Below are 22,159 nucleotides of genomic sequence, written 5' to 3'. Positions count from 1 at the left end.
GAGCCAGCCTACGTCGTGCTGCGCCGGCGGCACGGCGACATCGGGCTGACGGTAGGACGAAATCTTGATTGAGCACGCTCGGTCACCACGTGAACTCCTTTCCGTTGAGCTCACTTTCGAGTGAACCAGTCGAATCGGACTAGCGTGGTGGACATGGAGAACTTGCTCGCCGAACTCCGGACCGCACTGGGTGACGCAGGTGTACTTGTGGACGCTGATGTCACCGCGAGCTACCAGCGCGACATGATGCCGTTGGCGCCCCATGGCAGTCCGTTGGCGGTGGTGTTCCCGCTGAACACCGAGCAGGTCCAGGCGGTCGTGCGAGCCTGCGCACGTCATCGCGTCCCCATCGTCCCGCGTGGAGCCGGCAGTGGCCTTTCGGGCGCCGCGAACGCGATCGACGGCTGTGTCGTCCTCGTCACGACCAAGATGGACGCCATCGTCGAGATCGACGCCGACAACCGCCTCGCCGTCGTCGAGCCGGGTGTGGTCAACCTCGACCTGCGTGGCGCAGTCGAGAAGAACGGCCTGTTCTACCCACCGGATCCGAGCAGCTACGACTGGTGCACGATCGGCGGCAACCTCTCCACCAACGCAGGCGGCCTGTGCTGCGTGAAGTACGGCGTGACCACCGACTCCGTGCTGGGCCTCGAAGTCGTCCTGGCCGACGGCGAGGTGCTGCGGACCGGCCGCCGAACGGTCAAGGGCGTCGCGGGCTACGACCTCACCAAGTTGTTCATCGGCTCCGAGGGCACCTTGGGTGTGATCACCAAGGCCACGCTGGCCCTGAAACCGCTCCCGCAGGCTCCGGCCACTTTGGTCGCCGCGTTCAGCAGCACCGCCACCGCCGGCGCCGCGGTCAGCCGGATCGTCCGCGAGGGCTTGGTGCCGTCGTTGATGGAGATCATGGACAGGACCTCGATCGAGGCCGTCGAGCAGTACCTGAAGACCGAGCTCGGTGCCGGGCCGGGCTGCGCGGCGTTGCTGATCTGCCAGTCCGACGCGGGCGGTGAGCAGGCCAGGCACGAGTTGCAGAAGATCGAGGAGATCTGCCTCGAAGCCGACCTCGTCTACGCGACTGATGATGTCAACGAGGGCCGCGACCTGCTGACGGCGCGCCGGGCGGTGCTCACAGCGTTGGAGGTCTACGGCTCGTGGCTCACCGACGACGTGTGCGTGCCGCGCACCCGCATCGCCGAGCTGATCCAGGGCTGCGAGGACATCTCCAAGGAGGTCGACCTCAAGATCGCCGTCGTCGGCCACGCGGGCGACGGCAACATGCACCCGACGATCGTCTACGACCCGTCCTCCGCTGATCAGTTCGCGCGGGCGCAGAAGGCGTTCGACGACATCCTCGCGGTCGGGCTGGCACTGGGCGGCACGGTCACCGGCGAGCACGGCATCGGCAAGATCAAGCGCGAGTGGCTGGCGAAGGAGATCGGCCCGGTCGGCCTCCGGGTCCACCGCGAGATCAAACGCGCGCTGGACCCGGAGAACCTGTTCAACCCCGGCTCGATGTTCAGCCTCTAGCAACAGGCCCGCGCGGCCGGCGGAAACGGTTCCTGGGCGGCCTTCTCCACGTCCGCGAGCATCTTCTGCCGGTCCGCGGGTCCGATGGTCCTGTTCCTCGTGATGACGGTGTGGATCCGTTGCGTGTTGCGGATGTCTTTGAGCGGGTTGCCGTCCAGCACGACGAGGTCGGCCAGTTCGCCCGGCTTGAGCCTCGCGTCGCGGGTGCCGGCCTTCAGCGCTTGGTGCGGTGAGAGCCCCGCCTCCACCAGCAGCTCCAGCTCGTCGTGCACCGAGAAGCCCGAGAACACGTACGGGTTGCCCGCGTCCGTGCCGACCAGGATCTCCACGCCGTGGTCGTGCATCTCGGCGACCTGGTCCATGCGGCGTTCGAGGAACTCGGCCTGCTCGCGGATCTCCTGCTCGGTCACCGGAGCCCAGTTCTTGAGGCTGTCACGCCACAAGTCCCGGTAGAACGCCGGCATGTACCTCATCCGCAGGTCGTTCGCGAACCGGTCCGCGGGGCTGGAGTACACCCGCATCGCGACCATCGTCGGGCAAAGCGCGGATCCGTTGCGCCGCAAGAGGTTCGCGAGCCTGATGGCTTTGGGCCGGCTGTGTGTGAGTGCTGCCTGGCGTTCGAAGTCCAGCACCTGCTTGAACCACGCGAACGAGTTCGCCGGGCCGAGCGGCAGGTCCGCGATCGCTTGGCGCAGCTGGGTTTCCCGCGTGCTCGTCGCGAGTGGCAGGCCGTACATGTGCTCGAAGGTGCGTTGGCCGAGTGAGCTCGCGTCGCCCATCGCCACGTGGTCCGAGCAATGTCCGGCGAACGTGATGTCCTGGCGCGGGCACTCGTCCGCGATGGCCGCGAGCGTCGCGTGGTCCAGGTACGAGTAGACCTTCACGAAGTCCGCGCCCTGAGCCTTGGCGTCACGTACGGCCTGACGTCCTTCTTCAGGCGTGGCAACGATCTGAGCACCTGGCAAGGTCGAGTGCGGGCCGTCGATGATCGTGCTGCCGACGACCAGCTTCGGGCCGAACACCTCGCCGCGCTCGATGCGGTCCCGCAGCGCGTAGATCGGCGGGAAACCCCACATCTCGCGGATGCCCGTCACGCCGTTGACCAGGCACAGCGGCAACGTGATGCGGTCCATGTACGCGCCATGCACGTGCATGTCCCACAGTCCGGGGATGACGAACTTGCCGGTGAAGTCGAGCACCGTGGACCCGCGCGGCAACGGCAGGTCGCACGAGCCGACCGCGAGAATCCTGTTGTCCGCCAGCACGATGGTGGCGTTGGAGCGCGTGCCGGCCGAGTCGACGAGCGTGACGCCTCGCAGTGCGGTGACGCCGACCGAAGCACTGGCCGGACTTGGTGCGAGCACTGCTGCCGCACCGAGCCCGGCCAGCCAACCCAGCACTTCACGTCGAGTGGTGTCAGTCATGCCGTTCAACCAACACCTTGACGTTACGTCAGACTCAAACCCTTATCGGGACATCGCCTTCAGCAGCGAGTACTGGGAGTCGTCGCTCCCGAGCTCCCACATGAACGTGCCGAGCAGCCCGCGTGACCGGGCGAAGTCCGCGCGGATCCCGATCGACCGCGGGTTCTCGTACGACACGAACTTCTTCTCCGCCGCGCTGTAGAGCCACGGCGACTGCGCGACCGGGTGCCAGTACTCCTGCCAGCCCGGGGTTGCCTTGAGCTTCAGGGCGTCCTCGTAGCCGTCGACCCAGAACGCGCTGTCGTAGAGCTGGTAGAGGCCGTGCTGCGGGCCCTCGGTCTTCACGTTGAAGCCGCGGCCGTAGAACGGCGTGCCGAGCACCATCTTGCGCGGCGAGACGCCGTGGCGTTCGTAGTAGTTGATGGCGCCGACGACGTTGTTCCACTTGCGGTCGGCGGTGGGCATCGGGTCGTTCGAGACCTCGCGGTACGGCGCGTTGAACGTGGCCACGGGCGAGAAACCGGTGCCCATGTCGTAGGTCATCACGTTGATGAAGTCCAGGATCCGCGACAGCTCGCGCAGTTCGAACGACTTCGCCGGGTCGTACGAGCCGTCGGTCTGCAGGCGGCCGGTGGGCAGTGCCGCGGTGACGAGCCGCTTGCCCAGCACCCGCTTGAACTCGCACGTCAGCAACGTCATGTTGTGCTTGTCCTCCGGCCGGTCCTTGATCTCGGCAGGACCGCCGTAGACCGGGAACTCCCAGTCGAGGTCGATGCCGTCGAAAGTACCGTCCTGGAAGAACAGGTCCACACAGGACCGAACGAGCGTCCTGCGGGACTCTGCCGAAAAAGCCGCGTCGGAGAAGCCGCCCGCACCCCAGCCGCCCAGCGAGATCAACGCTTTCAGGGACGGCTTGCGCTTCTTCAACGCGCGGATGTCGGCGAAGTCCTTGGCCGCCGTCGACGCCGGCATCACGCACTTGCCGTTCTCGATCAGAGCGAACGCGTAGAACAGGTGCGTGATCGGTGTGTCGGTGGGAATCGACGAGATCGGCTTCGACTCGCTGTACCAGTTGCCGTAGTAGGCACCGACGATCTTGTGTGGCGCGGCGTCAGCCGAGACGACGCCAAGTGAGACGGAGAGTGCGGCCAACGTGACCGCCAATCCCTTGCGGAACAACGACATCACAGGCCTCCAGTGGTTCAGACCACCGAAACCTAGGGGCGGTACCCGGCGTGCCGCAACAGAGACTTCAGATATGCCTCCAGCTCGTCTGCCGTGCTCTGCTCCGGATTGGTCAGCGAGTGGTAGAAAAGCGCACCTCCGACCATGTCCAGCACGATGCCGAGGTCGGTGCCGGGCGGAAAACCGGGACGCATCATCTCCTTCAGCGCGGCCCGGCGCGGCGCGATGAACAGCTCCCAGTACCGCTTCATCAGCTCGAAGTTGTCCGCCGACGCGCCCACGATCCGGCGCAGCAGCTGGACCGACGAGGGCGTCGACATCAGCGCGGCCCAGCCCTTGATCGTCTCCTCCGGCGGCGCGGCGACGATCCGCTCCGGATCGAGCGCCGCGACCTCGCGCGGCAGCTCGATCACGCTGAACAGCAGGTCCTCCTTGGTGGCGAACCGCCGGTAGACCGTCGCGCGGGTCACGCCCGCGCGACGGGCCACCTGCTCGATCGAGGTGCCGTCGAGGCCGCGCTCCAGGAACAGCTCGAAGGCAGCCGTCAGGATCGCGTTGTCCGCCTCGGGGTCTCGGGGACGCCCAGCACTTCGTTCAGCCACGCGGAAAGCCTTTCCGGGTTCGACGGGCCGCGCCACGCCAGGTGCCCGTCCGGGCGCACCAGCAGCGTGTCACCGGCGCGTTCATGGTGCACGACGTCCCCGAGCCGGTCCCGCGCCACCTCCAGGCACGCGGACGGCCCCGCCAGCACCCACTTGCCGGCCCGCGCGAACGCGGGCACCCGCTCGCCGCCGCGCCGTCCGGCAGCCAGCGGGCCGGAGTACTTCACGTCGAGCTGCGAGGTGAACCGCACGAGCCGCCGCTGCACGGCCGGCAGGCCCAGCAACGGCCACAGCACGCGGTCCCTGATCGTGCGCGTGACGACGCCGGGCCCCATTGCCAGTCGCGTCGCAGGTGTCGTCGAGGCGAGCACCCGCGCGCCGATCGGCCTGCGTTCGGCTTCGTAGGTGTCGAGCAGCTCTTCGGAAGCCCTGCCCCGCACCACGAGCGCGAGCTTCCACGCCAGGTTGTCCGCGTCGCCGAGTCCCGTGTTCATCCCCTGTCCGCCCAGCGGGCTGTGGATGTGCGCGGCGTCCCCCGCGAGCAGGACGTTCCCGCGCCGGTAGGCCGCCGCCTGCCGGCGGTGGATGCGGAACGTCGACTCCCACTCCACCTCCTCGATCGGCCCTGGCGTCCAGCGCTCGCCGTTCGGTGACATCACTCGCCAGATGCCACCTGGCAACGGGAACACACTCGTGATGGACGCTCCGTCGACGAACAGGTGGATCGACTCGCGATCGAGGTCCCACTCCGCGTGGACGTCGCGCAGCAGGAAGTTCTCCATCACCGGCTCGCCCTCGAACGCGATGCCCGTCATCTTCCGCACCGCCGAGTGCGCGCCGTCGCACCCGACGAGCCAGTCCCAGCCCGAGACCGTGGAGATCGGCGTGTTCCACTCGATCTCCACGCCCAGTGCGGACAACCGGTCGCGCAGTCGTTCCTCCACCCACGCCTGCGACACGATCAACTGACCCGCGTCGCGCAGAAACCCCATGTCCAGCGCCACCGCGCCGTTGATCCGCAACGACCGCAGCCGCACCGCCTTGTCCGGCAGGTCGCCCAACGCGCCCAGCCTCGCCAGCACCTCGGCGCCGCGCGGCTGCAACCCCAGCGCCCGTGAGGTCGTGGCAGGCCCCTGCGCCGCGTCCACGACCCGAACATCCACCCCGAACTGCCGGAGTCCGCACGCCAGCGCCAAGCCGGTCGGACCCGCCCCCGCAATGATGACCATATGAATACAGTACAGCTCTGTATTCAAACTCCGCCAGCGAAAAGGCCTGCCGTCCTCGGCAGGCCTTCGACCGCTAGCGCTCGACGCGCGGGATGACCTGCGTCGAGTCGTCCTTGAGCTGGGCGTCCATGACCTGGGTGATGTCGTCCGCCTCTTCCTGCAGGAGCGACTTCTTCTCCTTGCGCGCCTTGATCACCTCGAAGATGATCGGCACGACCGAGAGCAGCACGATGGCGATGAGCGTGAGCTCGAGGTTCTTGCGGATGAACTCCACCTGGCCGAGGAAGTAGCCCAGGATCGTCAGACCCGCGGCCCACGCCACCCCGCCGATCGCGGAGTACGTGAAGTACTTCTTCGGGTCCATGCGCCCGACGCCGGCCATCGCGGTGATGAACGTGCGGACGATCGGCACGAACCTCGCGAGGACGATGGCGCGCGAGCCGTACTTGTCGAAGAACTCCTGCGTCTTGTCGACGTACTCCTTCTTGAAGATCTTCGACTCCGGCTTGTTGAACAGTGCCGGACCGGCCTTCCGGCCGATGTAGTAGCCGCAGACGTTGCCGACGAACGCGCACACCGTCAGCAGCACGCAGACGAGCCAGAGCGGGGTCGAGATGTGACCTGCCGCGACGAAAAGACCCGCCGTGAACAGCAGCGAGTCGCCCGGCAGGAAGAACCCGACGAGGAGCCCGCACTCGGCGAAGACGATCAAGCACAGCCCGACGAGCATCCACGGGCCGAGCATCGTCAGCAGTTTTTCGGGATCCAGCCAGTCAGGGCCCAATGCAATCGTCACGGCGACAACGGTACAGGTCAGCCCAGCGTGATCACTGCGGCCACCGTGCCCGCTGCCAGGCCCAACAGCAGGGCGAGGCCCAGCACCAGCCACGCGGGCATGGGTGCCGGGCGCTCCTCAAGAACCGGGACAGATACGGCAAATCCGGCATTCGTGCTGGTCGCCTGCGCACGCAGCGCGTCGGTCACCAGCCGTTCCGGATCGTCCGCCATCCGCCTATTCCTTGACCCACTCGCCCTTGCTCATCACGTCCCGCGGCTTCAATTCTGCATCGAGCACCACGAGGTCCGCCGCGCAACCCGGCTGGAGCTTGCCCGTGTCGAGGCCGAGCAGCTCCGCGCCCCGCGTCGAGGTGGCGTACGCGGCCTCCACAAGTGACAGTCCACAGGAGTTGACCGCGTTGCGGAAAGCCATGTCCATGGTCAGCGTGCTGCCTGCGAGCGAAGCGCCTCCTGCCAGCGTCGGCACGCCGTCGACGACGCGCACCTCCAGCCCGCCGACGTCGTAGACGCCGTCGCCCACACCCGCGGCCGCGATGGCGTCGGTGATGAGCACCGTGCGCTTGAGGCCCGCGTGGTGCGCGGCCAGGCGGACCGCCGTCGGGTGCAGGTGCACGAGGTCGCAGATGAGCTCGACGGTGACGCGTTCGTCGTCCAGCAGCGCGCCGATCGGGCCGGGCTCGCGGTGGTGCAGCGGTCGCATGCCGTTGAACAGGTGCGTCGCCACGGAGGCACCCGCGTCGACGGCCGGGCGGACCTGCGCCTCGGTGGCGTCGGTGTGGCCGATCGCGGCGATGACGTTGTTGTCCACGAGCTGGCGCACGGCCTGGACCGCGCCTTCCAGCTCGGGCGCGACCGTGATCATCCGGACCGTGCCCTTGCCCGCGTCGAGCAGCTTCGTCACCGCGGTCTGCTCCGGCGGGCACAGGATCGCCGGGTCGTGCGCGCCGCACCGGGCCGCGCTCAGGAACGGGCCCTCGAGGTGGATGCCCGCGACGACGCCCTCCTGGACCAGCTCGGCCAGCGCGGACACCTGGTCGGCCAGCTCCGGCACCGGGCGCGACACCAGCGAGGCGAGCATCGTCGTCGTGCCGTGCTTGCGGTGCGCGGACGCGGCCTTGCGGATCTTCACCGGGTCGCTGCTGGTGAACGCGTCACCACCGCCGCCGTGGCAGTGGATGTCGACGAACCCCGGCACGATCGTGCAGCCGCTGACGTCGGTGGTCGGACCATCGGGCGCGGCGCCCTCGCCGACCGCGGCGATCCGGCCGTCCCGGACGCTCACCCACCCGTTCTCGAGCACCCCGCCCGGCGTGACGACCCGACCATTGGTCAGGGTCACGTCGACAGGTCCACCCCACGTGCTCATGACGCCTCCAGCATGTCGATGGCCAGCAGCGCCGCGCCGAGGAAGCCCGCCTCGTCGCCGAGCGCCGCGAGCCGCAGCTCCGGTCGGCGCTGGAAGGCGATCAGCCCGTCCAGCCTGTTCCGCAACGGGTCCACCAGCAGGTCTCCTGCGAGTGCGAGCCCACCGCCGAGCACAACGGCTTCCGGGCCGAGCAGCGTCGCCAGCACCAGGATCCCCCTGGCCAGCGCGTCCACGGCCTCTTGCCACACGGCGACAGCGTCCTGCTCCCCGTCGGACACCCTGCGTGCGACTTCAGCGGCGCCGTTGACGGGGGTGCCGGTACGTGCGGTGTACCGGCGGGCGATCGCCGCGGAGGACGCCACTGTCTCCACGCAGCCGATCTGGCCACACGCGCAAGGCACGCCGTGGCCGACGTTCACATGTCCGATCTCACCCGCGTAGCCGTCGCCGCTGAAGATCTTCCCGTCGAGCAGCAGCGCGCCGGCGATCCCGGTGCCGATCGGCATGATCACCGCGTTGCGCAGGTCCTTCGCGGCACCCATCCGGCACTCGGCGAGCCCGGCGGCGCGGACGTCGTGTCCGAACGCGACGGGCACGCCCAGCCGTTCCGTGAGGACGGTGCTGAACGGGAACTGGCTCCACGGCAGGTTGGTCGTGTACACGCCGACACCGTTCGCCTCGTCCACGATGCCCGGCGCCACGACTCCCACGGCGTCGATCTCGTGCTCGGAGGCGTGCCTGAGCTCGTCGACGAGCTCGGCGATCACGGCCAGGAGAGGCTCCAGCTCGGCCGGAGTCGCCCGGCGGGCGTGCTTCTGCGCCGCCACCGCGTCCGAGGTGCCGGAGACCAGCGCCGCCTTGGTTTCGGTGCCACCGATGTCTACGGCGACCACGTGTCTGCGTGCCACGAGGACTGATCCTGCGGCATCGGAGCCCTATTGGTCTATACCAAGTACCGGATTGGGGGCGTGATCGTACTCGCTGAGACCGCTCTCACCGGGCAAAACGACCTTTGTAAGGGTTTTCCCTAGCCGGCCATGATCTTCTGAAGTGCGTCCAGCGCGCGGGACGCCGTCGACTTCACGGTGCCCTTCGAGATGCCGGTCGCCTCGGCGATCTCGGCCTCGGACAGGTCGCCGTAGTAGCGCAGCACGAGCACCTCGCGCTGGCGCGGCGGCAGCTGCTGCAGGGCCTTGACCACGGCCTGGTGCTCCGCCGTCAGCATCGCGAGCGACTCGGCCGACCGGGCGTTCGCCACGTGCGGCGGCGTGTAGTCGCGCGCGGTCTTGCGCCGGCGCAGCACACTGCGTGAACCGTTGACCACGGCCGTGCGGAGGTAGCCCACGGCCGCCTGGGCGTCGCGCAGGCCCTTCCAGTTGCGGTGCAGACCGGCGAACGCCTCCTGGACCACGTCCTCGGCCGTCGACGGCTCGTCGACCAGCAGCAGCGCCAGGCGCACGAGGCGCATGCGGTGCTGTTTGTACAGGTCTTCGAGCGTGAGGGGCCCTGTGGGAGGTCCTGCGACGCCGTCCTTGATTCGCAGGTTGGTCAGGGTGTCCTGCACGGTGCGCGGGGTTTCGTCGCCAACCACAAGGTAGGACGGTACCGGTCAGCTTCACTACGGTGGTGGCATGGCCCGCTTTGCAGTCGAATTGGTGTTCGGTCCCGATCGCGAGAAGCGCCTCGCGGTGCGCCCGGCCCACCGCGAGTACATCGCCTCTCTCGCCGAGAAGGGAATCGTCCTCGCCGCAGGTCCGTACGCGGACGACACCGGCGCGTTGATCATCTACGAGGCGGTGGACGAGGCGGCGTTGAAGGAGATCATCTCCGCCGACCCGTACACGCCCGCGAACGTCATCGTGAAGTGGGAGATCCGCGTCTGGAACGTGGTGCTCGGGAGCTGGCTCACCGACTAGCGGCTTGACCACCCGGCCCGACCAGTCCTGAGGTGTCCTTCTGGGCCATCTGGCGATCGGCGTCGGCAACCTCTTCGACCGCCTGGCGGTCCACGACCATCGGCGTGAACGCGCGGAAGTACTTCAACGCGCCGACCCAGCCGGGGACGTGGACCGCCTTCGCACGCTTTTCGACGCCGCGGACGACGGCCCGGCCGACGTTGCGGACCGGGTACTTCTTGCCGGCCACGCCCGGCATGCCCTTGCGCAGCTTGCCGAAGACCGGGTGCTCGTCGGCGCTGTTGACCATGTCCGTGGAGATCCACGAGAAGTACGCCGTGCCGACGTCGACGCCCAGGTGCCTGACCTCCGCGCGCAGGCTGTCCGCGAACGCCTCGCAGCCCGCCTTGGCCGCCGAGTAGGCCGCGTTGCCCGGGATGTGCACGATCGCGGCCAGTGACGACACGACCAGGCAGTAACCGCGGCTGCGGATCAGATGCGGCAGCGCCGTGCGGACCGTGCGCCACACACCGAGCAGGTTGACCTCGATGACCCGTTCGAACGCTTTCGGGTCCATGGAGCGCACGAACCCGGTGGCCGCGATGCCCGCGTTCGCGATGACCACGTCGATGGCGCCGAAGTGCTCGGCGACCTCGTTCGTCACGCGTTCGAGCACGTCCCAGTCCGTGACGTCGGCTTCCCACGCCTTGCCGCCGGTCTGCCGGGCGACCTCTTCGAGCTGGGCCTTCTCGAGCCCGACGAGCGCGAGACGAGCCCCGCGCGCGGCCAGTTGCCTCGCCACCTCGGCGCCGATGCCCCTGGCCGCGCCGGTGATCAGTACCACCTTGCCCGTGACGTCCATGCCGCCACGGTAACGCAACCTACTCCCGGTAAGCTACTGGCAAGTTAAATTGCGCTCAGGCGGTCGACCTCGGCCTGCGTCAGCTCCAGGGTGAGGACCGGCAGGAGGTCGCTGAGCTGCTCCAACGTGCGGGCGGACGCGATCGGCGCGGCCACCGTCGGCTGCTGGGCGAGCCACGCCAGTGCCACCGCGGCGACCGTGGTCTCGTGCGTCTCGGCCAGCTCGTCGAGCACCTCCAGCACCTGCAGGCCGTGCTCGTCGAGGTGCTTCGAGGCGGCTCCGGCCCGCGGGCTCCGCACCTCGACGCCCGGCCGGTACTTGCCGGTCAGGAAGCCCCTGGCCAGCGAGAAGTACGGCAGCGTGGCAAGCCCGTTCTTCGCCACGGTGGCCTGCAGCTCGCCCTCGAACTTGTCGCGGCTGACCAGGTTGTACTCGGGCTGCAGCGCGACGAACTTCGCGAAGCCCTCGCGTTCCTGGATCTCCAGCGCCTTCGCCAGTCGTTCGGCGGAGAAGTTCGACGCGGCGATGTAGCGGACCTTGCCGTCGCGGACGAGCTGGTCGTACGCGGCCAGCGTCTCCTCGAGCGGCGTGTTCGGGTCGTCGAGGTGGTTGTAGTAGAGGTCGATCTGGTCCACGCCGAGCCGTTTCAACGAGCGGTCCGCGCTGCTCAGGACCGTGTCGCGCTTCTGGTTGTTGAAGCCGGCGAGCATGCCGACCTTGGTCGCCACCACGATCTGGTCGCGGTCGCTGCGCCTGGCCAGCCACTTGCCGATGATCGTCTCCGACTCGCCGCCGGAGTTGCCGTCGACCCAGGCCGAGTACACGTCCGCGGTGTCGACGAAGTTCCCGCCAGCCTCGGTGTAGGCGTCGAGCACTGCGAACGAGGCGTCCTCGTCGGCCGTCCAGCCGAAGACGTTGCCCCCCAGGCAAAGTCGGGACACGGTCAAATCAGTGGTGCTCAAGATCGGCATAACGTGACGGTAGTCCGTGTTGCTGAAGGACATGAGCCACTTTCTGGGAACGTTCGGCGTGTGGGGTTCGCACTACCAGTGGGCGGACAAGATCGACGAGGTCGCGGAGCTCGAGTCGCTCGGGTTCGGCACGTTCTGGATCGGCAGCTCGCCCGACATCGCGCTGGTCGAGCGAGCTCTGAACGCCACGAGGTCGATCACCATCGCGACCGGCATCACCAACGTCTGGCAGACCGAGCCCGAAGCCGTGTCGGCCGAGGTCGCCAGGCTCGGCAGCGACCGGTTCCTGCTCGGTGTCGGCATCGGGCACAAGCAGCTCGACCAGGCCTACGAGAAGCCGTACGACAAGCTCGTGTCATACCTGGACCGCCTCGACGTGCCTCGGGACAAGCTCGTGCTCGCCGCACTCGGGCCGAAGGTGCTCAAGCTCGCCGCCGAACGCACCGCGGGCGCGCACCCGTACCTCGTGCCGGTCGAGCACACCGCCGAGGCGCGCAAGGTGCTCGGCGACAAGCTGCTGGCGCCCGAGGTGACCGTGGTCGTCGAGGAGGACCCGGAGGCGGCGCGGGCCATCGCCCGTGAACAGCTGTCGTACTACTTCAGCCTCACCAACTACACGAACAACTGGCAGCGCTGGGGATTCTCGGCGGACGAGGTCGCCGCACCCGGCTCGGACCGGCTGATCGACGCGCTGGTGGCGTGGGGCAGCCCCGAGCAGGTGGCCCAGAAGCTGCGCGCCCACGTGGACGCCGGTGCGGACCACGTGGCCGTTCAGTCGCTGAACGGCCACTACGCGGAACTGGCCGCGGCGCTGCGGCTCAAGGAGTGATCTCGACGCCCTTCCAGAACGCCACGCGGTCCTTGATCTGCGCCGCGGCCTGCATCGGCTCGGCGTAGTACCAGGCCGCGTTGCCGTTCTCGGCTCCGTCGACCTGCAACGAGTAGTAGTTCGCGGTGCCCTTCCACGGGCAGAACGAGGTGTGTTCGGTCGGCGTCAGCACGGCCGGATCCACGGAGTCCAGCGGGAAGTAGTGGTTTCCCTCGACGACGACCGTGTCGTCGCTCGAGGCGATGATCTTGCCGTTCCACTGAGCGGTTGCCATGTCATCCACTATCCCCGTACCGGCGAGTAATGCAGACCACCTGGTCAACCGGTACTTGATCGATCACTGCGCGTGGGTGGCCGCCGCGCTGGCCCCGTGACACGTGCTCGTAGGATGCGGTCGACACGGCGTTCAGGGCACCTGAGGAGGACCACCGATGCCCATCGCAACTCCCGAGGTCTACGCGGAGATGCTTGACCGGGCCAAGGCGAACGAGTTCGCCTACCCCGCGATCAACGTCACCTCGTCGGAGACTCTCAACGCGGCTCTGCGCGGATTCGCCGAAGCCGAGAGCGACGGCATCATCCAGGTCTCGACCGGTGGTGCCGAGTTCGCCTCGGGCACCAAGGTCAAGGACATGGTGACCGGCGCGGTGGCGCTCGCGGAGTTCGCGCACGTCGTCGCCGCCAAGTACCCGGTGAACATCGCGCTGCACACCGACCACTGCCCGAAGGACAAGCTCGACGGGTACGTGCGTCCGCTCATCGCGATCAGCCAGGAGCGGGTCGACAAGGGCGGCAACCCGCTGTTCCAGTCGCACATGTGGGACGGCTCCGCTGTCGCTCTGGACGAGAACCTCCAGATCGCGAGCGAACTGCTCGACCTCGCCGCCAAGGCGAAGATCGTCCTCGAGATCGAGGTCGGTGTCGTCGGTGGCGAGGAGGACGGCGTCGACAACGAGATCAACGACAAGCTCTACACGACGCCAGAGGACTACCTGAAGACCATCGACGCGCTCGGCGCCGGCGAGAAGGGTCGTTACCTGCTCGCCGCGACGTTCGGCAACGTGCACGGCGTCTACAAGCCGGGCAACGTCAAGCTGCGTCCGGAGATCCTCAAGCAGGGCCAGGACGTGGCGGCCGAGAAGCTGGGCCTGCCGGCCGGCTCGAAGCCGTTCGACCTCGTCTTCCACGGCGGCTCCGGCTCGCTGCTCGAGGAGATTCAGGAGGCCGTGTCGTACGGCGTCATCAAGATGAACATCGACACGGACACGCAGTACGCCTTCACCCGTCCGATCGCGGCGCACATGTTCACGAACTACGACGGTGTGTTGAAGGTCGACGGCGAGGTCGGCAACAAGAAGGCCTACGACCCGCGCAGCTACCTCAAGGCAGCCGAGCAGGCCATGGCCGCCCGCATCGCCCAGGCGTGCGAGCACCTCAAGTCGTCGGGCCGCATGATCGCGGGCTGATCAGGCTTTTCCGAAAGGGCCCCGGTTCTCGCCGGGGCCCTTTCGCTTTCAGCGGAACGCGGCCACGTTGCGCGCGGCCCAGTCGGCGAACGTGCGCGGGGCGCGCCCGAGCACTTCTGCCACGTGCGGGCTGACCTGGAGCTCGGCTTCCGTCGGAGCGCCGAGGATGTCCAGCGTGTCGTCGGCGAGCTCACCCGGCATGAGCTGCTCCATGCCCTTCCTGGCCTCGGCGCGGGTGAGTTCGTGGAACCGCACGGGCTCGCCGAGCGCGGTGGCGATGGCTTGCGCCTGCTGCCGCGGCGTGACGACCTCCGGGCCGGTCAGCTCGTAGCTGCCGCCCGTGTGCCGGTCGTCGAGCAGGCAGGCGGCTGCGACCTCGGCGATGTCCGCCGGGTCGATGATCGGCACGCCGACGTCGCCGAACGGTGCCGCGACGGTCCGGTTCGCGCGGACCTGGCCGGCCCACCACAGGGCGTTGGACGCGAAGCCGCCCGGCCGCAGGATCGCCCAGTCCAGGCCGGAGCCCTTGAGCGTGTCCTCCAGTTCGCGCATCGCGATCCGCGTCGTGCCGAACGGCCTGGTCACCACACCCAGCGAGGAGAGCAGGACGATCCTCTTGACGCCGTTGTCCGCCGCCTGGCTGATGACGTCGGCCGGGTTGGCGCCTGTCGAGTGCAGGTCGCCCGACAGCAGCAGGAACAACGCCTCGGCCCCGGCCAGTGCGGGTTCGAGGCTCGTCGGGTCGGCGAGATCGGCTTTGACGTGCCGGACGCCTCGGGGCACCTCCGCCGCGCGCCTCGACACGGCCGTCACCTGCTCGCCTGCTTCGGCCAGCGCCTGCGTCAGCGGTCGGCCGATGTTCCCGGTCGCCCCAGTCACCACGATCATGTCCAGCTCCTTCGTCGTTGTCGCTCACGACGCTAGGAACCAGGCTTACTTTTTGTAAGGACGTACCTCTGGGTAAGCTCCGGACATGGCGGTCGGAACTCAGTTCACGCGGTCCGAGTCGACGCAGCGGTATGAGGTGTTTCACACCAACTGCCCCGCGCGCGAGATGGTCGACCACGTCACCAGCCGATGGGGCATCTGGGTGTTGATCTCGCTGCAGGCCAACGACCTGAGGTTCTTCGAGCTGCGCGAGAGCATCCGCGGCATCAGCGAGAAGATGCTCTCCCAGACCCTGCGCGGGCTCGTCGAGGACGGTCTGATCTGGCGGCGCGTGGAGCCGACGACCCCACCCCAGGTCACCTACGGGTTGACCGAGTTCGGGCGGGACGTCGGCGAGCCGCTCGCGGACCTCTTCGGGCGGATCACCCGGAAGCTGTCCGCGGACCTACCCGAGTTTCAGCCGCGAGGCGAGTAGCTGAACCTCCGGCCGGTGGATCACCATGTCCCCGACCGTCCACAGCACCGCCAGCAGCACGGCCGTGACCGCCGCCGACGAGAACGAGATCGGCGGCCCCCACAGGTACTCCTGCTGGAACCAGATGCCGACGTACCCGACGGTCGTCACGGTCGCCGACCCCAGCACGGCCGCGGCCGGCGTGGGCATCTTGATCACGTGCGCCGCGTCGATCGCGAGGCCGACGAAGACCAGGAACAACGGCACCGCGGACTTCGGGAAGTCGATCCCCGCGAGCAACGGCCAGACCAGGCACCGGTAGGCCACATAGCCACCCGCAACGGCCGTCGCGGCCCACGGCCTGTTGATCGTCCGGCGCGCGATCACCAGCACGATCGCGGCCGCGACCAGCCCCCACACCGGGTAGACCCAGTCCGCGATCGGCAGCGCGAAGTGCACGACGGCTTCCCTGCCGACCGGGACCCCCATCTGGTCGGCGGCGAACTGCAGCAGGATCGGCTCGGCTTCGGGCTTACCGCTGTCGTAGGCCTGCAGCGCGCGCACGCCGTACTCCTGGTGCTGGTTGGGGAACCAGACGTTCTCCAGGAAGAAGAACCACAGCGCGACGAGCCCGAGCGTGCGGGCGTTGCCCTGCGGGAAGAACTTCATCCAGCCGCGGATCGCGCCCGCCAGCATCACGGCCGTGCCCAGGTAGAGCAGGGCGTGCGAGCCGGACCAACTGGTGATGTCCAGGCCGTTGACGCGGTGGTTGATGACGTCGATGGGCAGGGCGATCAGGAAGATGCCGCAGCCGATCTGCATCAGCCGCAGCGTCAGCTTGTCGGCGCCGTAGCCGGTGAACGTGTGGAAGATCGTGAGGCCCACCACGATCACCGTGCCGACGGTGTTGAGCAGGTGGGGAGGCGCCAGGTCGTCGCGCAGCCACTTGAAGTGCCAGGAGACGTCCCAGGACGAGCCCAGCAGCTTGAGCGTCAGGCCCACCAGCCAGAGCTGGTAGAGCCGCTTGGTCAGCTGTGCCGGTGTGGACCTGCCTGGTGTGCCCCGCTCCCAGTACTGGTCGCGGAAATGCCTTACCCCCTGGATCATCCGAACATCATGAGCGGCGTTGGTGGTTCCGGGAAGGCTGAACCACCCTGGTTTTACCCTGATGTTTCCAATTCGTGTGCACGATCGAGTGAGGGGCGTTGATCTGGCCGGGGTGGCGCGGGAGCATGCCCGACCATGAACAAGAAGATCATCGCTGGGGTGCTCGTGGCTGCGCTCATGCTGGCCGTCGTGGCCGCTGTGATGAGGGTGTTCATCTCGTAGGTATCGCTCGTGGGGCACGATGAGCCCCATGGTTGAGAACCTTCTCGGGCCCGAGCCGACTCGTTTGCCTGATCGGCCTGAGGCGCAGGCTGCTGCTGACGGTGGAACTGATCCCGGCAAGATCGTTCGGGCTTACCCGGACTTTTCCGAGGCCTGGGCGTTGCTGGCTGAGCGGGCGTTGCACGCTGGAGACCCGGTCGCGGCCTATGCCTACGCGCGCACTGGGTACCACCGCGGGCTCGACCAGTTGCGTCGGTCCGGGTGGAAGGGGTTTGGGCCTGTTCCGTGGGATCACCGGCCCAACCAGGGGTTCCTGAGGGCGCTCGCGGCGCTCGCGCGGGCTGCTCGGGAGATCGGGGAGGACGAGGAGTGGGAGCGGTGCTCCAAGTTCCTGGCCGACTCGGATCCGAAGGCTCCGGCTGCGTTGGGCCTGGTCTGACCTAGGGCCGCCTCTCGGCGGGACGCCTGTCGGCGCGCGCACCACTCGCGTGGTTTGGCATCTGCAGGTACCGCCAACTCGTGATCGAAACTCCGGTAACCGCCGCCAACTTGTGTGTGATGGCGTACCTGCAGGTTGTGGTCGCTGGGCGGTGGACCAAGACTGGCGGCGGATGCCGGAGATGACGGGGTGAGCGGTGGGTGCGGTTCTGGATGCGGTCGGACGTGGGCTCGCGCGGTGGCGCGGGGCCGCGTTGCCGATCGTCCAAAGTGCCCTGTCCGCCGGGCTGGCTTGGGTTGTGGCCACGTTGGTGATTGGGCACCAGCATCCGTTCTTCGCGCCGATTGCCGCCGTTGTGTGCCTTGGGGTTTCACTTGGGCAGCGGCTTCGGCGTGTGGGTGAGCTGGTTGTCGGGGTGTCGGTCGGGGTTGGTGTCGGGGACGCGCTGATCAGCTGGATCGGCAGCGGGCCGTGGCAGATCGCGCTCGTGGTCGGCCTGGCCATGTCGGCGGCGGTGTTGCTGGACGGCGGGACCGTCATCGCGCTGCAGGCTGGAAGTAGCGCGGTGCTGGTGGCCACGTTGCTGCCGCCCAGTGCCGGCGGTGGGTTCGACCGGATGATCGATGCGTTGACCGGTGGGCTGGTCGGGCTGGCGGTGGCGGCGTTGTTGCCCGCCAATCCGGTGACGGTGGCGCAGCGGCAGTTGAAGGCGCTGACGAACACGCTCAGCGGTGCGTTGCGCAACCTCGCCGAGGCCCTCGATCAGAAGGATGCGGTCAAGGCGGCGGGTGTGCTGGCGGAGCTGCGGACCAGCCAGACCACGATCGACGACTACAAGGCCGCCCTGGTGACCGGTAGTGAGATCGCGAAGATCGCGCCGATTCGGTGGCGGGCCAAGGACGAGCTCCGCCGGTACCAGACTGCGGCCGGGCCCGTGGACTACGCGATCCGGAACACGCGGGTGCTGGCGCGCAGGAGCATGGCGGCGCTCAAGGCGGACGAGCGGATTCCGGACGGGGTGCCGGAGGTGCTGACGGACTACGCGGATGCCGTTGATTGCCTTCGGGGAGAGCTGGAGAAGGGCAAGACGCCCAGCCAGACGAGGGAGGCCGTGCGGGACGCCGCGCGGCATCTCACCGCGCGGCGTCTCGGTGGGGACGGGTTCTCGTCCAAGGTGGTGCTGGCGCAGATCCGCAGTGTCGCGGTGGATCTGCTGCAGGCGACGGGGCTCAGTCGTGCGGAGGCCATGGAGGCGTTGCCGCCGCTCAGCCCTCCGGCCGGTTCAGCAGGCCCAGCAGAAGTGAGTGAACCGGTTCGTGATCCCGGGGATCAGTCAGCGCACAAGAAGCACCCGTGATGGCGTACCACTCCTCCGCGCCCTCGTAGCGGACCAGTGCGCGGAGCTTTCCGTCGTCGGAAAGTTCGGTGCGCAGCTCCAGGTCGCCGGTGACGACGCCGACCTCGTCGGTCATCACGCCACCGGGGCCAGCCACGAAAGGCGAGGAAAGAGTTGTCATGGGCAGGTGTTCAACATCCCTGTCAGTGCGGTCTTCTCGGCGCTCTGCAACGTGAGTCCCCAGTTTTTCTTCGTGTGAACCCACATCTTGGCGTACGTGCAGTAGTAGGAGGTCAGCGGAGGCTTCCAGGCTGAGGGGTCCTGGTCGCCCTTGGCCTGGTTCACGTTGTCGGTCACCGCGATCAGCTGCGGGCCCAACAGGTCGTTCGCGAACGACTGGCGCTTGGACGTGGCCCACGACGACGCGCCGGACCGCCAGGCTTCCGCCAGCGGCACGACGTGGTCGATGTCCACGTCGGAGGCCGCGGTCCAGGTCGCGCCGTCGTACGGGGAGAACCAGCGGCCCGAGGTGGCCGCGCAGGACGAGTCGGTCACGACGTTCGTGCCGTCCCGCTTGAGCACGCTCTCGCGGGTGTTGCAGGTCGTGCCCGACGGCGTGATCCAGTGGGGGAACTTGTCGCGGGAATAGCCGGTCATCGAGCCTTCGCTGGCGACGGTCAGGGTCGCCAGTTCGGACTTCGCGATGGCGCCGGTCATGGGGATTCCGGGTGGAGTCGCTAGTGCAGGGGAAACAAAACCGAAGGTGAGTGCCGCCGCGGCGACCAGAACACCAATGGTTCGGTTAACTTTTGACATCATCCCGACCTTCCTTGTTGGAAAGTGATCGGGACTACCCTTCGTCACATTATGGAATTAGGCAATGCCTTTGGGTGACCCCCACGTGAACGACAAGCGCACGGCTAGACGCCTCGTACGAGCCTCAGGTCCTCGGTGTGGCGGTACCAGGTCCACTTGTCGACCGGGCGGGGGTGCTTGTGACCATCCAAAACGGCGGTTGTGGGGAGGCAGCCGAGCTGGAATGCGCGCGGGCGGCTTTCGCGGACTCGTGAGCCGAGAAGGCGTTTGTTGACAATTCGCACGACGAGGCCCAAGCCGCCTTCCGGGTCCGGCGTGCACTCGATCCGGGAGGCCTGGCCGCGCAGCACGTTGTCCGCGTCGCTGTAACCAACGCCACGAACCGGTGACAACACGCCGAGGCCCATCAGCACGCCGCCGACGTCGTCGCGGACGAACGGGACGGGATCTACGTCACCGTTCAGGGCGATGTCCAGGGCGCGGGCCGGGTCGGTCGAGAGGCCCCAGAGAGCGGCGACCGGCGAGGTGCCGACAGGCACGTAACCGAGGGTCACCGAGCCGAGCTTCTCCTTGCGCAGCAACCGCAACGCGACAGCCGAGAGGTCCGCGTCGGTACCCACCACGACGAGCCGTTCGGCGGCCAGGTGTTGATCAACGTGGTCCTTGCCCGGGCGGGCCGGAACGACGTGGACGTCGTCACGTTGAGTGATCATTGGCAACTGCGAGTTTCCGCAGGCCAACACGATTCCGTGCACGGTCATCTCCTGGTCTACCCTCGCTTACCGGCGTTCGCTCGAACCAGTCCAAGCGCTTGGAGTTTCACATGCCGGCCGTCGTGCTGATCGGTGCCCAGTGGGGCGATGAGGGCAAGGGCAAGGCCACCGACATCCTCGGTGAGCGTGTCCAGTGGATCGTCCGCTACCAGGGTGGCAACAACGCGGGTCACACCGTGGTCCTCCCGGACGGCCAGAAGTTCGCCCTGCACCTCATCCCGTCCGGCATCCTCACGCCCGGTGTGAAGAACGTCATCGGCAACGGCGTCGTGGTCGACCCCGGCGTGCTGCTCGAGGAGCTCGCGGGCCTGGAGGAGAAGGGCGTCGACACCAGCGGCCTGCTGATCTCGTCGGACGCGCACTTGATCATGCCGTACCACGTGGCCATCGACAAGGTGACCGAGCGCTACCTGGGCAAGGCGAAGATCGGCACGACCGGTCGCGGCATCGGCCCCGCCTACCAGGACAAGCTCGCCCGCGTCGGCGTGCGCGTGCAGGACCTGCTGGACGAGAAGATCCTCCAGCAGAAGGTCGAAGCCGCCCTGGACTTCAAGAACCAGGTGCTGGTCAAGGTCTACAACCGCAAGGCGCTCGACCCCGACCAGGTCGTCGAGCAGGTGCTGGAGCGCGGTCAGCACTTCGTGCACCGCATCGCGGACACCCGCCTGCTGCTCAACCAGGCGCTGGACCGCGACGAGATCGTGGTGCTGGAGGGCTCGCAGGGCACGCTGCTCGACGTCGACCACGGCACCTACCCGTTCGTCACGTCGTCGAACCCGACGTCCGGTGGCGCGACGGTCGGCTCCGGTGTCGGCCCGACCCGCATCAGCACCGTGATCGGCATCCTGAAGGCCTACACGACCCGCGTGGGCTCCGGTCCGTTCCCGACCGAGCTCAACGACGACCAGGGCGAGTACCTGCGCAAGCAGGGTGGCGAGTTCGGTGTCACCACGGGTCGCAGCAGGCGCACCGGCTGGTTCGACGCCGTGATCGCCCGCTACGCCTCGCGCGTGAACGGCATCACCGACTACTTCCTCACCAAGCTGGACGTGTTGTCCGGCCTGGAGAAGGTGCCGGTCTGCGTCGCGTACGAAGTGGACGGTCGCCGCGTCGACGAGATGCCGATGACGCAGACCGACGTGCACCACGCCGTGCCGGTGTACGAGGAGCTGCCGGGCTGGTTCGAGGACATCTCGCACTGCCGCTCGTTCGACGAGCTGCCGGCCAACGCCAAGTCCTACGTCGAGTACCTGGAGAGCATCATCGGCGCCCGCGTGTCGGCGATCGGTGTCGGCCCCGGCCGCGACCAGACGATCGTCCGCCACGACGTGCTCAGCTGATCGCTCGTTGCTGGGCCTCGAGCAGCGCCTGCTGCACGATCTTGAGCTGGTCGAGGCCCTTCTTCAGTTCCCGGCCCGTCGTACCGCCGTCCGGCTTGCCGTCCCGGAAGAACGGGACGCAGGCCGTGGCGCCGCTCTCCAGCGCGCGCAACGCCTCCTGCCACGCCTCCGCGATCTTCGCGTCGGGCGGGGCGGGGAACTCCTGCCGCAGCACGGGGATCAGGGCTTCGCAGCCTCGCCAGATCGCCTCGGGGTCCTCTGCCCGAACGCCGGCGTAGACCTTGTCGTTGGCCTGGAGCACGGTCACGAACCGGTCCCATCCGCCGCCGTGGATCCACGTGTTCACGGCGTCGTCGGTGTTGATCACGACGGCCGCGGCGGCGGGTGGCCGGATCGGCGCCGCCCTCTCCGCCTTGGGCCACCACGCGGCCACGGCGACGGAGACCACGGCGATCGCCATCAGTCCCCACGGTGCCGCCGGTTTCCGCACCGCCCTAGCCGCGACCCAGCCGCCCGCCAGCGCCACCAGAGTGCCGAAAACGGGTAGCACCTGCAGTGGCCGCGTGGCCAGCACGCTGTCGACCTGGTAGCCGTCGAGCCGGGACAGCCAGATCGCCGCGGTGCCCG

General features: G+C 68.0%; 25 protein-coding genes. 8 read left to right on the top strand and 17 right to left on the bottom strand.

The features are described 5' to 3' along the window. Nucleotides 1-147: 147 nt before the first annotated feature. Nucleotides 148-1,530 carry an FAD-linked oxidase C-terminal domain-containing protein gene (locus ABZX92_RS28390; protein WP_355565681.1) on the top strand — a complete coding sequence of 461 codons (1,383 nt, stop codon included), beginning with the start codon at nt 148-150 and terminating at the stop codon, nt 1,528-1,530. Here ABZX92_RS28390 and ABZX92_RS28385 read toward each other — a convergent pair. The 9 genes from ABZX92_RS28385 to ABZX92_RS28345 form a co-directional block, all read right to left on the bottom strand. Further along, nucleotides 1,527-2,954 (bottom strand): amidohydrolase family protein, encoded by a 1,428-nt coding sequence (locus ABZX92_RS28385; protein WP_355565678.1) that lies wholly within the window; start codon nt 2,952-2,954, stop codon nt 1,527-1,529. The two genes, ABZX92_RS28390 and ABZX92_RS28385, sit on opposite strands and share 4 nt — an antisense overlap. 42 nt (nt 2,955-2,996) lie before the next feature. Further along, complete coding sequence (locus tag ABZX92_RS28380; RefSeq protein WP_355565675.1) at nt 2,997-4,139, bottom strand: glycosyl hydrolase family 18 protein; 1,143 nt, start codon at nt 4,137-4,139, stop codon at nt 2,997-2,999. 32 nt (nt 4,140-4,171) lie between these two features. Next, on the bottom strand, nt 4,172-4,741 hold the full coding sequence (locus ABZX92_RS28375; RefSeq protein WP_355565672.1) for a TetR/AcrR family transcriptional regulator: 570 nt from the start codon (nt 4,739-4,741) through the stop codon (nt 4,172-4,174). Then, nucleotides 4,684-5,970: an FAD-dependent monooxygenase gene (locus tag ABZX92_RS28370; protein WP_355565669.1), complete on the bottom strand. Its 1,287-nt coding sequence runs from the start codon at nt 5,968-5,970 to the stop codon at nt 4,684-4,686. Before ABZX92_RS28370 ends, ABZX92_RS28375 begins: the two co-directional genes overlap by 58 nt. A gap of 73 nt (nt 5,971-6,043) precedes the next feature. Then, on the bottom strand, nt 6,044-6,715 hold the full coding sequence (locus tag ABZX92_RS28365) for a VTT domain-containing protein (RefSeq protein WP_355565730.1): 672 nt from the start codon (nt 6,713-6,715) through the stop codon (nt 6,044-6,046). A gap of 68 nt (nt 6,716-6,783) precedes the next feature. Then, a complete protein-coding gene (locus ABZX92_RS28360) occupies nt 6,784-6,978 on the bottom strand; it encodes a hypothetical protein (protein ID WP_355565666.1) in 195 nt (64 codons plus the stop codon). A gap of 4 nt (nt 6,979-6,982) precedes the next feature. Next, complete coding sequence (nagA, locus tag ABZX92_RS28355) at nt 6,983-8,134, bottom strand: N-acetylglucosamine-6-phosphate deacetylase (RefSeq protein WP_355565664.1); 1,152 nt, start codon at nt 8,132-8,134, stop codon at nt 6,983-6,985. Next, nucleotides 8,131-9,042: an ROK family protein gene (locus ABZX92_RS28350; protein WP_355565661.1), complete on the bottom strand. Its 912-nt coding sequence runs from the start codon at nt 9,040-9,042 to the stop codon at nt 8,131-8,133. The genes nagA and ABZX92_RS28350 overlap by 4 nt, the downstream gene beginning before the upstream one ends. A gap of 119 nt (nt 9,043-9,161) precedes the next feature. Beyond that, complete coding sequence (locus ABZX92_RS28345; protein WP_312877626.1) at nt 9,162-9,698, bottom strand: SigE family RNA polymerase sigma factor; 537 nt, start codon at nt 9,696-9,698, stop codon at nt 9,162-9,164. Nucleotides 9,699-9,765: 67 nt separating this feature from the next. On the opposite strand from ABZX92_RS28345, the gene ABZX92_RS28340 reads away from it, so the two are divergent. Next, nucleotides 9,766-10,050: a YciI family protein gene (locus ABZX92_RS28340; RefSeq protein WP_355565658.1), complete on the top strand. Its 285-nt coding sequence runs from the start codon at nt 9,766-9,768 to the stop codon at nt 10,048-10,050. On the opposite strand, the gene ABZX92_RS28335 is transcribed toward ABZX92_RS28340, so the two are convergent. Next, entirely contained in the window at nt 10,040-10,891 is an 852-nt protein-coding gene (locus tag ABZX92_RS28335; RefSeq protein WP_355565655.1) for an SDR family oxidoreductase, read from the bottom strand. The two genes, ABZX92_RS28340 and ABZX92_RS28335, sit on opposite strands and share 11 nt — an antisense overlap. Before the next feature lie 44 nt (nt 10,892-10,935). After that, a complete protein-coding gene (locus ABZX92_RS28330) occupies nt 10,936-11,862 on the bottom strand; it encodes an aldo/keto reductase (RefSeq protein ID WP_355565652.1) in 927 nt (308 codons plus the stop codon). Between the two features lie 31 nt (nt 11,863-11,893). Between ABZX92_RS28330 and ABZX92_RS28325 the strand changes: the two genes are divergently transcribed. Then, the gene (locus tag ABZX92_RS28325) at nt 11,894-12,691 is read left to right on the top strand and encodes a TIGR03620 family F420-dependent LLM class oxidoreductase (protein WP_355565649.1); all 798 of its coding nucleotides are present in this window, start codon (nt 11,894-11,896) and stop codon (nt 12,689-12,691) included. Here ABZX92_RS28325 and ABZX92_RS28320 read toward each other — a convergent pair. After that, on the bottom strand, nt 12,681-12,965 hold the full coding sequence (locus tag ABZX92_RS28320) for a DUF427 domain-containing protein (RefSeq protein WP_355565646.1): 285 nt from the start codon (nt 12,963-12,965) through the stop codon (nt 12,681-12,683). The genes ABZX92_RS28325 and ABZX92_RS28320 overlap by 11 nt on opposite strands. A gap of 157 nt (nt 12,966-13,122) precedes the next feature. Between ABZX92_RS28320 and fbaA the strand changes: the two genes are divergently transcribed. Beyond that, the gene (gene fbaA, locus ABZX92_RS28315) at nt 13,123-14,157 is read left to right on the top strand and encodes a class II fructose-bisphosphate aldolase (protein ID WP_355565643.1); all 1,035 of its coding nucleotides are present in this window, start codon (nt 13,123-13,125) and stop codon (nt 14,155-14,157) included. A gap of 48 nt (nt 14,158-14,205) precedes the next feature. On the opposite strand, the gene ABZX92_RS28310 is transcribed toward fbaA, so the two are convergent. Further along, a complete protein-coding gene (locus tag ABZX92_RS28310; protein ID WP_355565640.1) occupies nt 14,206-15,045 on the bottom strand; it encodes an NAD(P)H-binding protein in 840 nt (279 codons plus the stop codon). Nucleotides 15,046-15,130: 85 nt separating this feature from the next. Between ABZX92_RS28310 and ABZX92_RS28305 the strand changes: the two genes are divergently transcribed. Then, complete coding sequence (locus ABZX92_RS28305; RefSeq protein WP_355565637.1) at nt 15,131-15,520, top strand: helix-turn-helix domain-containing protein; 390 nt, start codon at nt 15,131-15,133, stop codon at nt 15,518-15,520. Here ABZX92_RS28305 and ABZX92_RS28300 read toward each other — a convergent pair. Continuing rightward, on the bottom strand, nt 15,491-16,606 hold the full coding sequence (locus ABZX92_RS28300) for a hypothetical protein (protein WP_355565634.1): 1,116 nt from the start codon (nt 16,604-16,606) through the stop codon (nt 15,491-15,493). The genes ABZX92_RS28305 and ABZX92_RS28300 overlap by 30 nt on opposite strands. A gap of 250 nt (nt 16,607-16,856) precedes the next feature. Between ABZX92_RS28300 and ABZX92_RS28295 the strand changes: the two genes are divergently transcribed. Both ABZX92_RS28295 and ABZX92_RS28290 read left to right on the top strand, forming a co-directional pair. Beyond that, nucleotides 16,857-17,267: a DUF3151 domain-containing protein gene (locus tag ABZX92_RS28295; protein WP_355565631.1), complete on the top strand. Its 411-nt coding sequence runs from the start codon at nt 16,857-16,859 to the stop codon at nt 17,265-17,267. 196 nt (nt 17,268-17,463) lie between these two features. After that, complete coding sequence (locus tag ABZX92_RS28290; RefSeq protein ID WP_355565628.1) at nt 17,464-18,624, top strand: FUSC family protein; 1,161 nt, start codon at nt 17,464-17,466, stop codon at nt 18,622-18,624. Between the two features lie 156 nt (nt 18,625-18,780). On the opposite strand, the gene ABZX92_RS28285 is transcribed toward ABZX92_RS28290, so the two are convergent. Both ABZX92_RS28285 and ABZX92_RS28280 read right to left on the bottom strand, forming a co-directional pair. Further along, nucleotides 18,781-19,419, bottom strand: coding sequence for an HNH endonuclease family protein (locus ABZX92_RS28285; protein ID WP_355565625.1), 639 nt, complete (start codon nt 19,417-19,419; stop codon nt 18,781-18,783). A gap of 104 nt (nt 19,420-19,523) precedes the next feature. Then, nucleotides 19,524-20,132, bottom strand: coding sequence for a hypothetical protein (locus ABZX92_RS28280; protein WP_355565622.1), 609 nt, complete (start codon nt 20,130-20,132; stop codon nt 19,524-19,526). Between the two features lie 110 nt (nt 20,133-20,242). Here ABZX92_RS28280 and ABZX92_RS28275 point away from each other — a divergent pair, with 110 nt between their 5' ends. Continuing rightward, a complete protein-coding gene (locus tag ABZX92_RS28275) occupies nt 20,243-21,532 on the top strand; it encodes an adenylosuccinate synthase (protein ID WP_355565620.1) in 1,290 nt (429 codons plus the stop codon). On the opposite strand, the gene ABZX92_RS28270 is transcribed toward ABZX92_RS28275, so the two are convergent. After that, the coding region (locus tag ABZX92_RS28270; protein ID WP_355565617.1) for a hypothetical protein at nt 21,525-22,159 on the bottom strand (635 nt) is incomplete at its 5' end. The two genes, ABZX92_RS28275 and ABZX92_RS28270, sit on opposite strands and share 8 nt — an antisense overlap.

Origin of the sequence: Lentzea sp. NPDC006480, assembly GCF_040611995.1 — a bacterium.
Taxonomy (GTDB): Bacteria; Actinomycetota; Actinomycetes; order Mycobacteriales; family Pseudonocardiaceae; genus Lentzea.
This window is presented reverse-complemented; position numbering and strand designations above follow the sequence as displayed.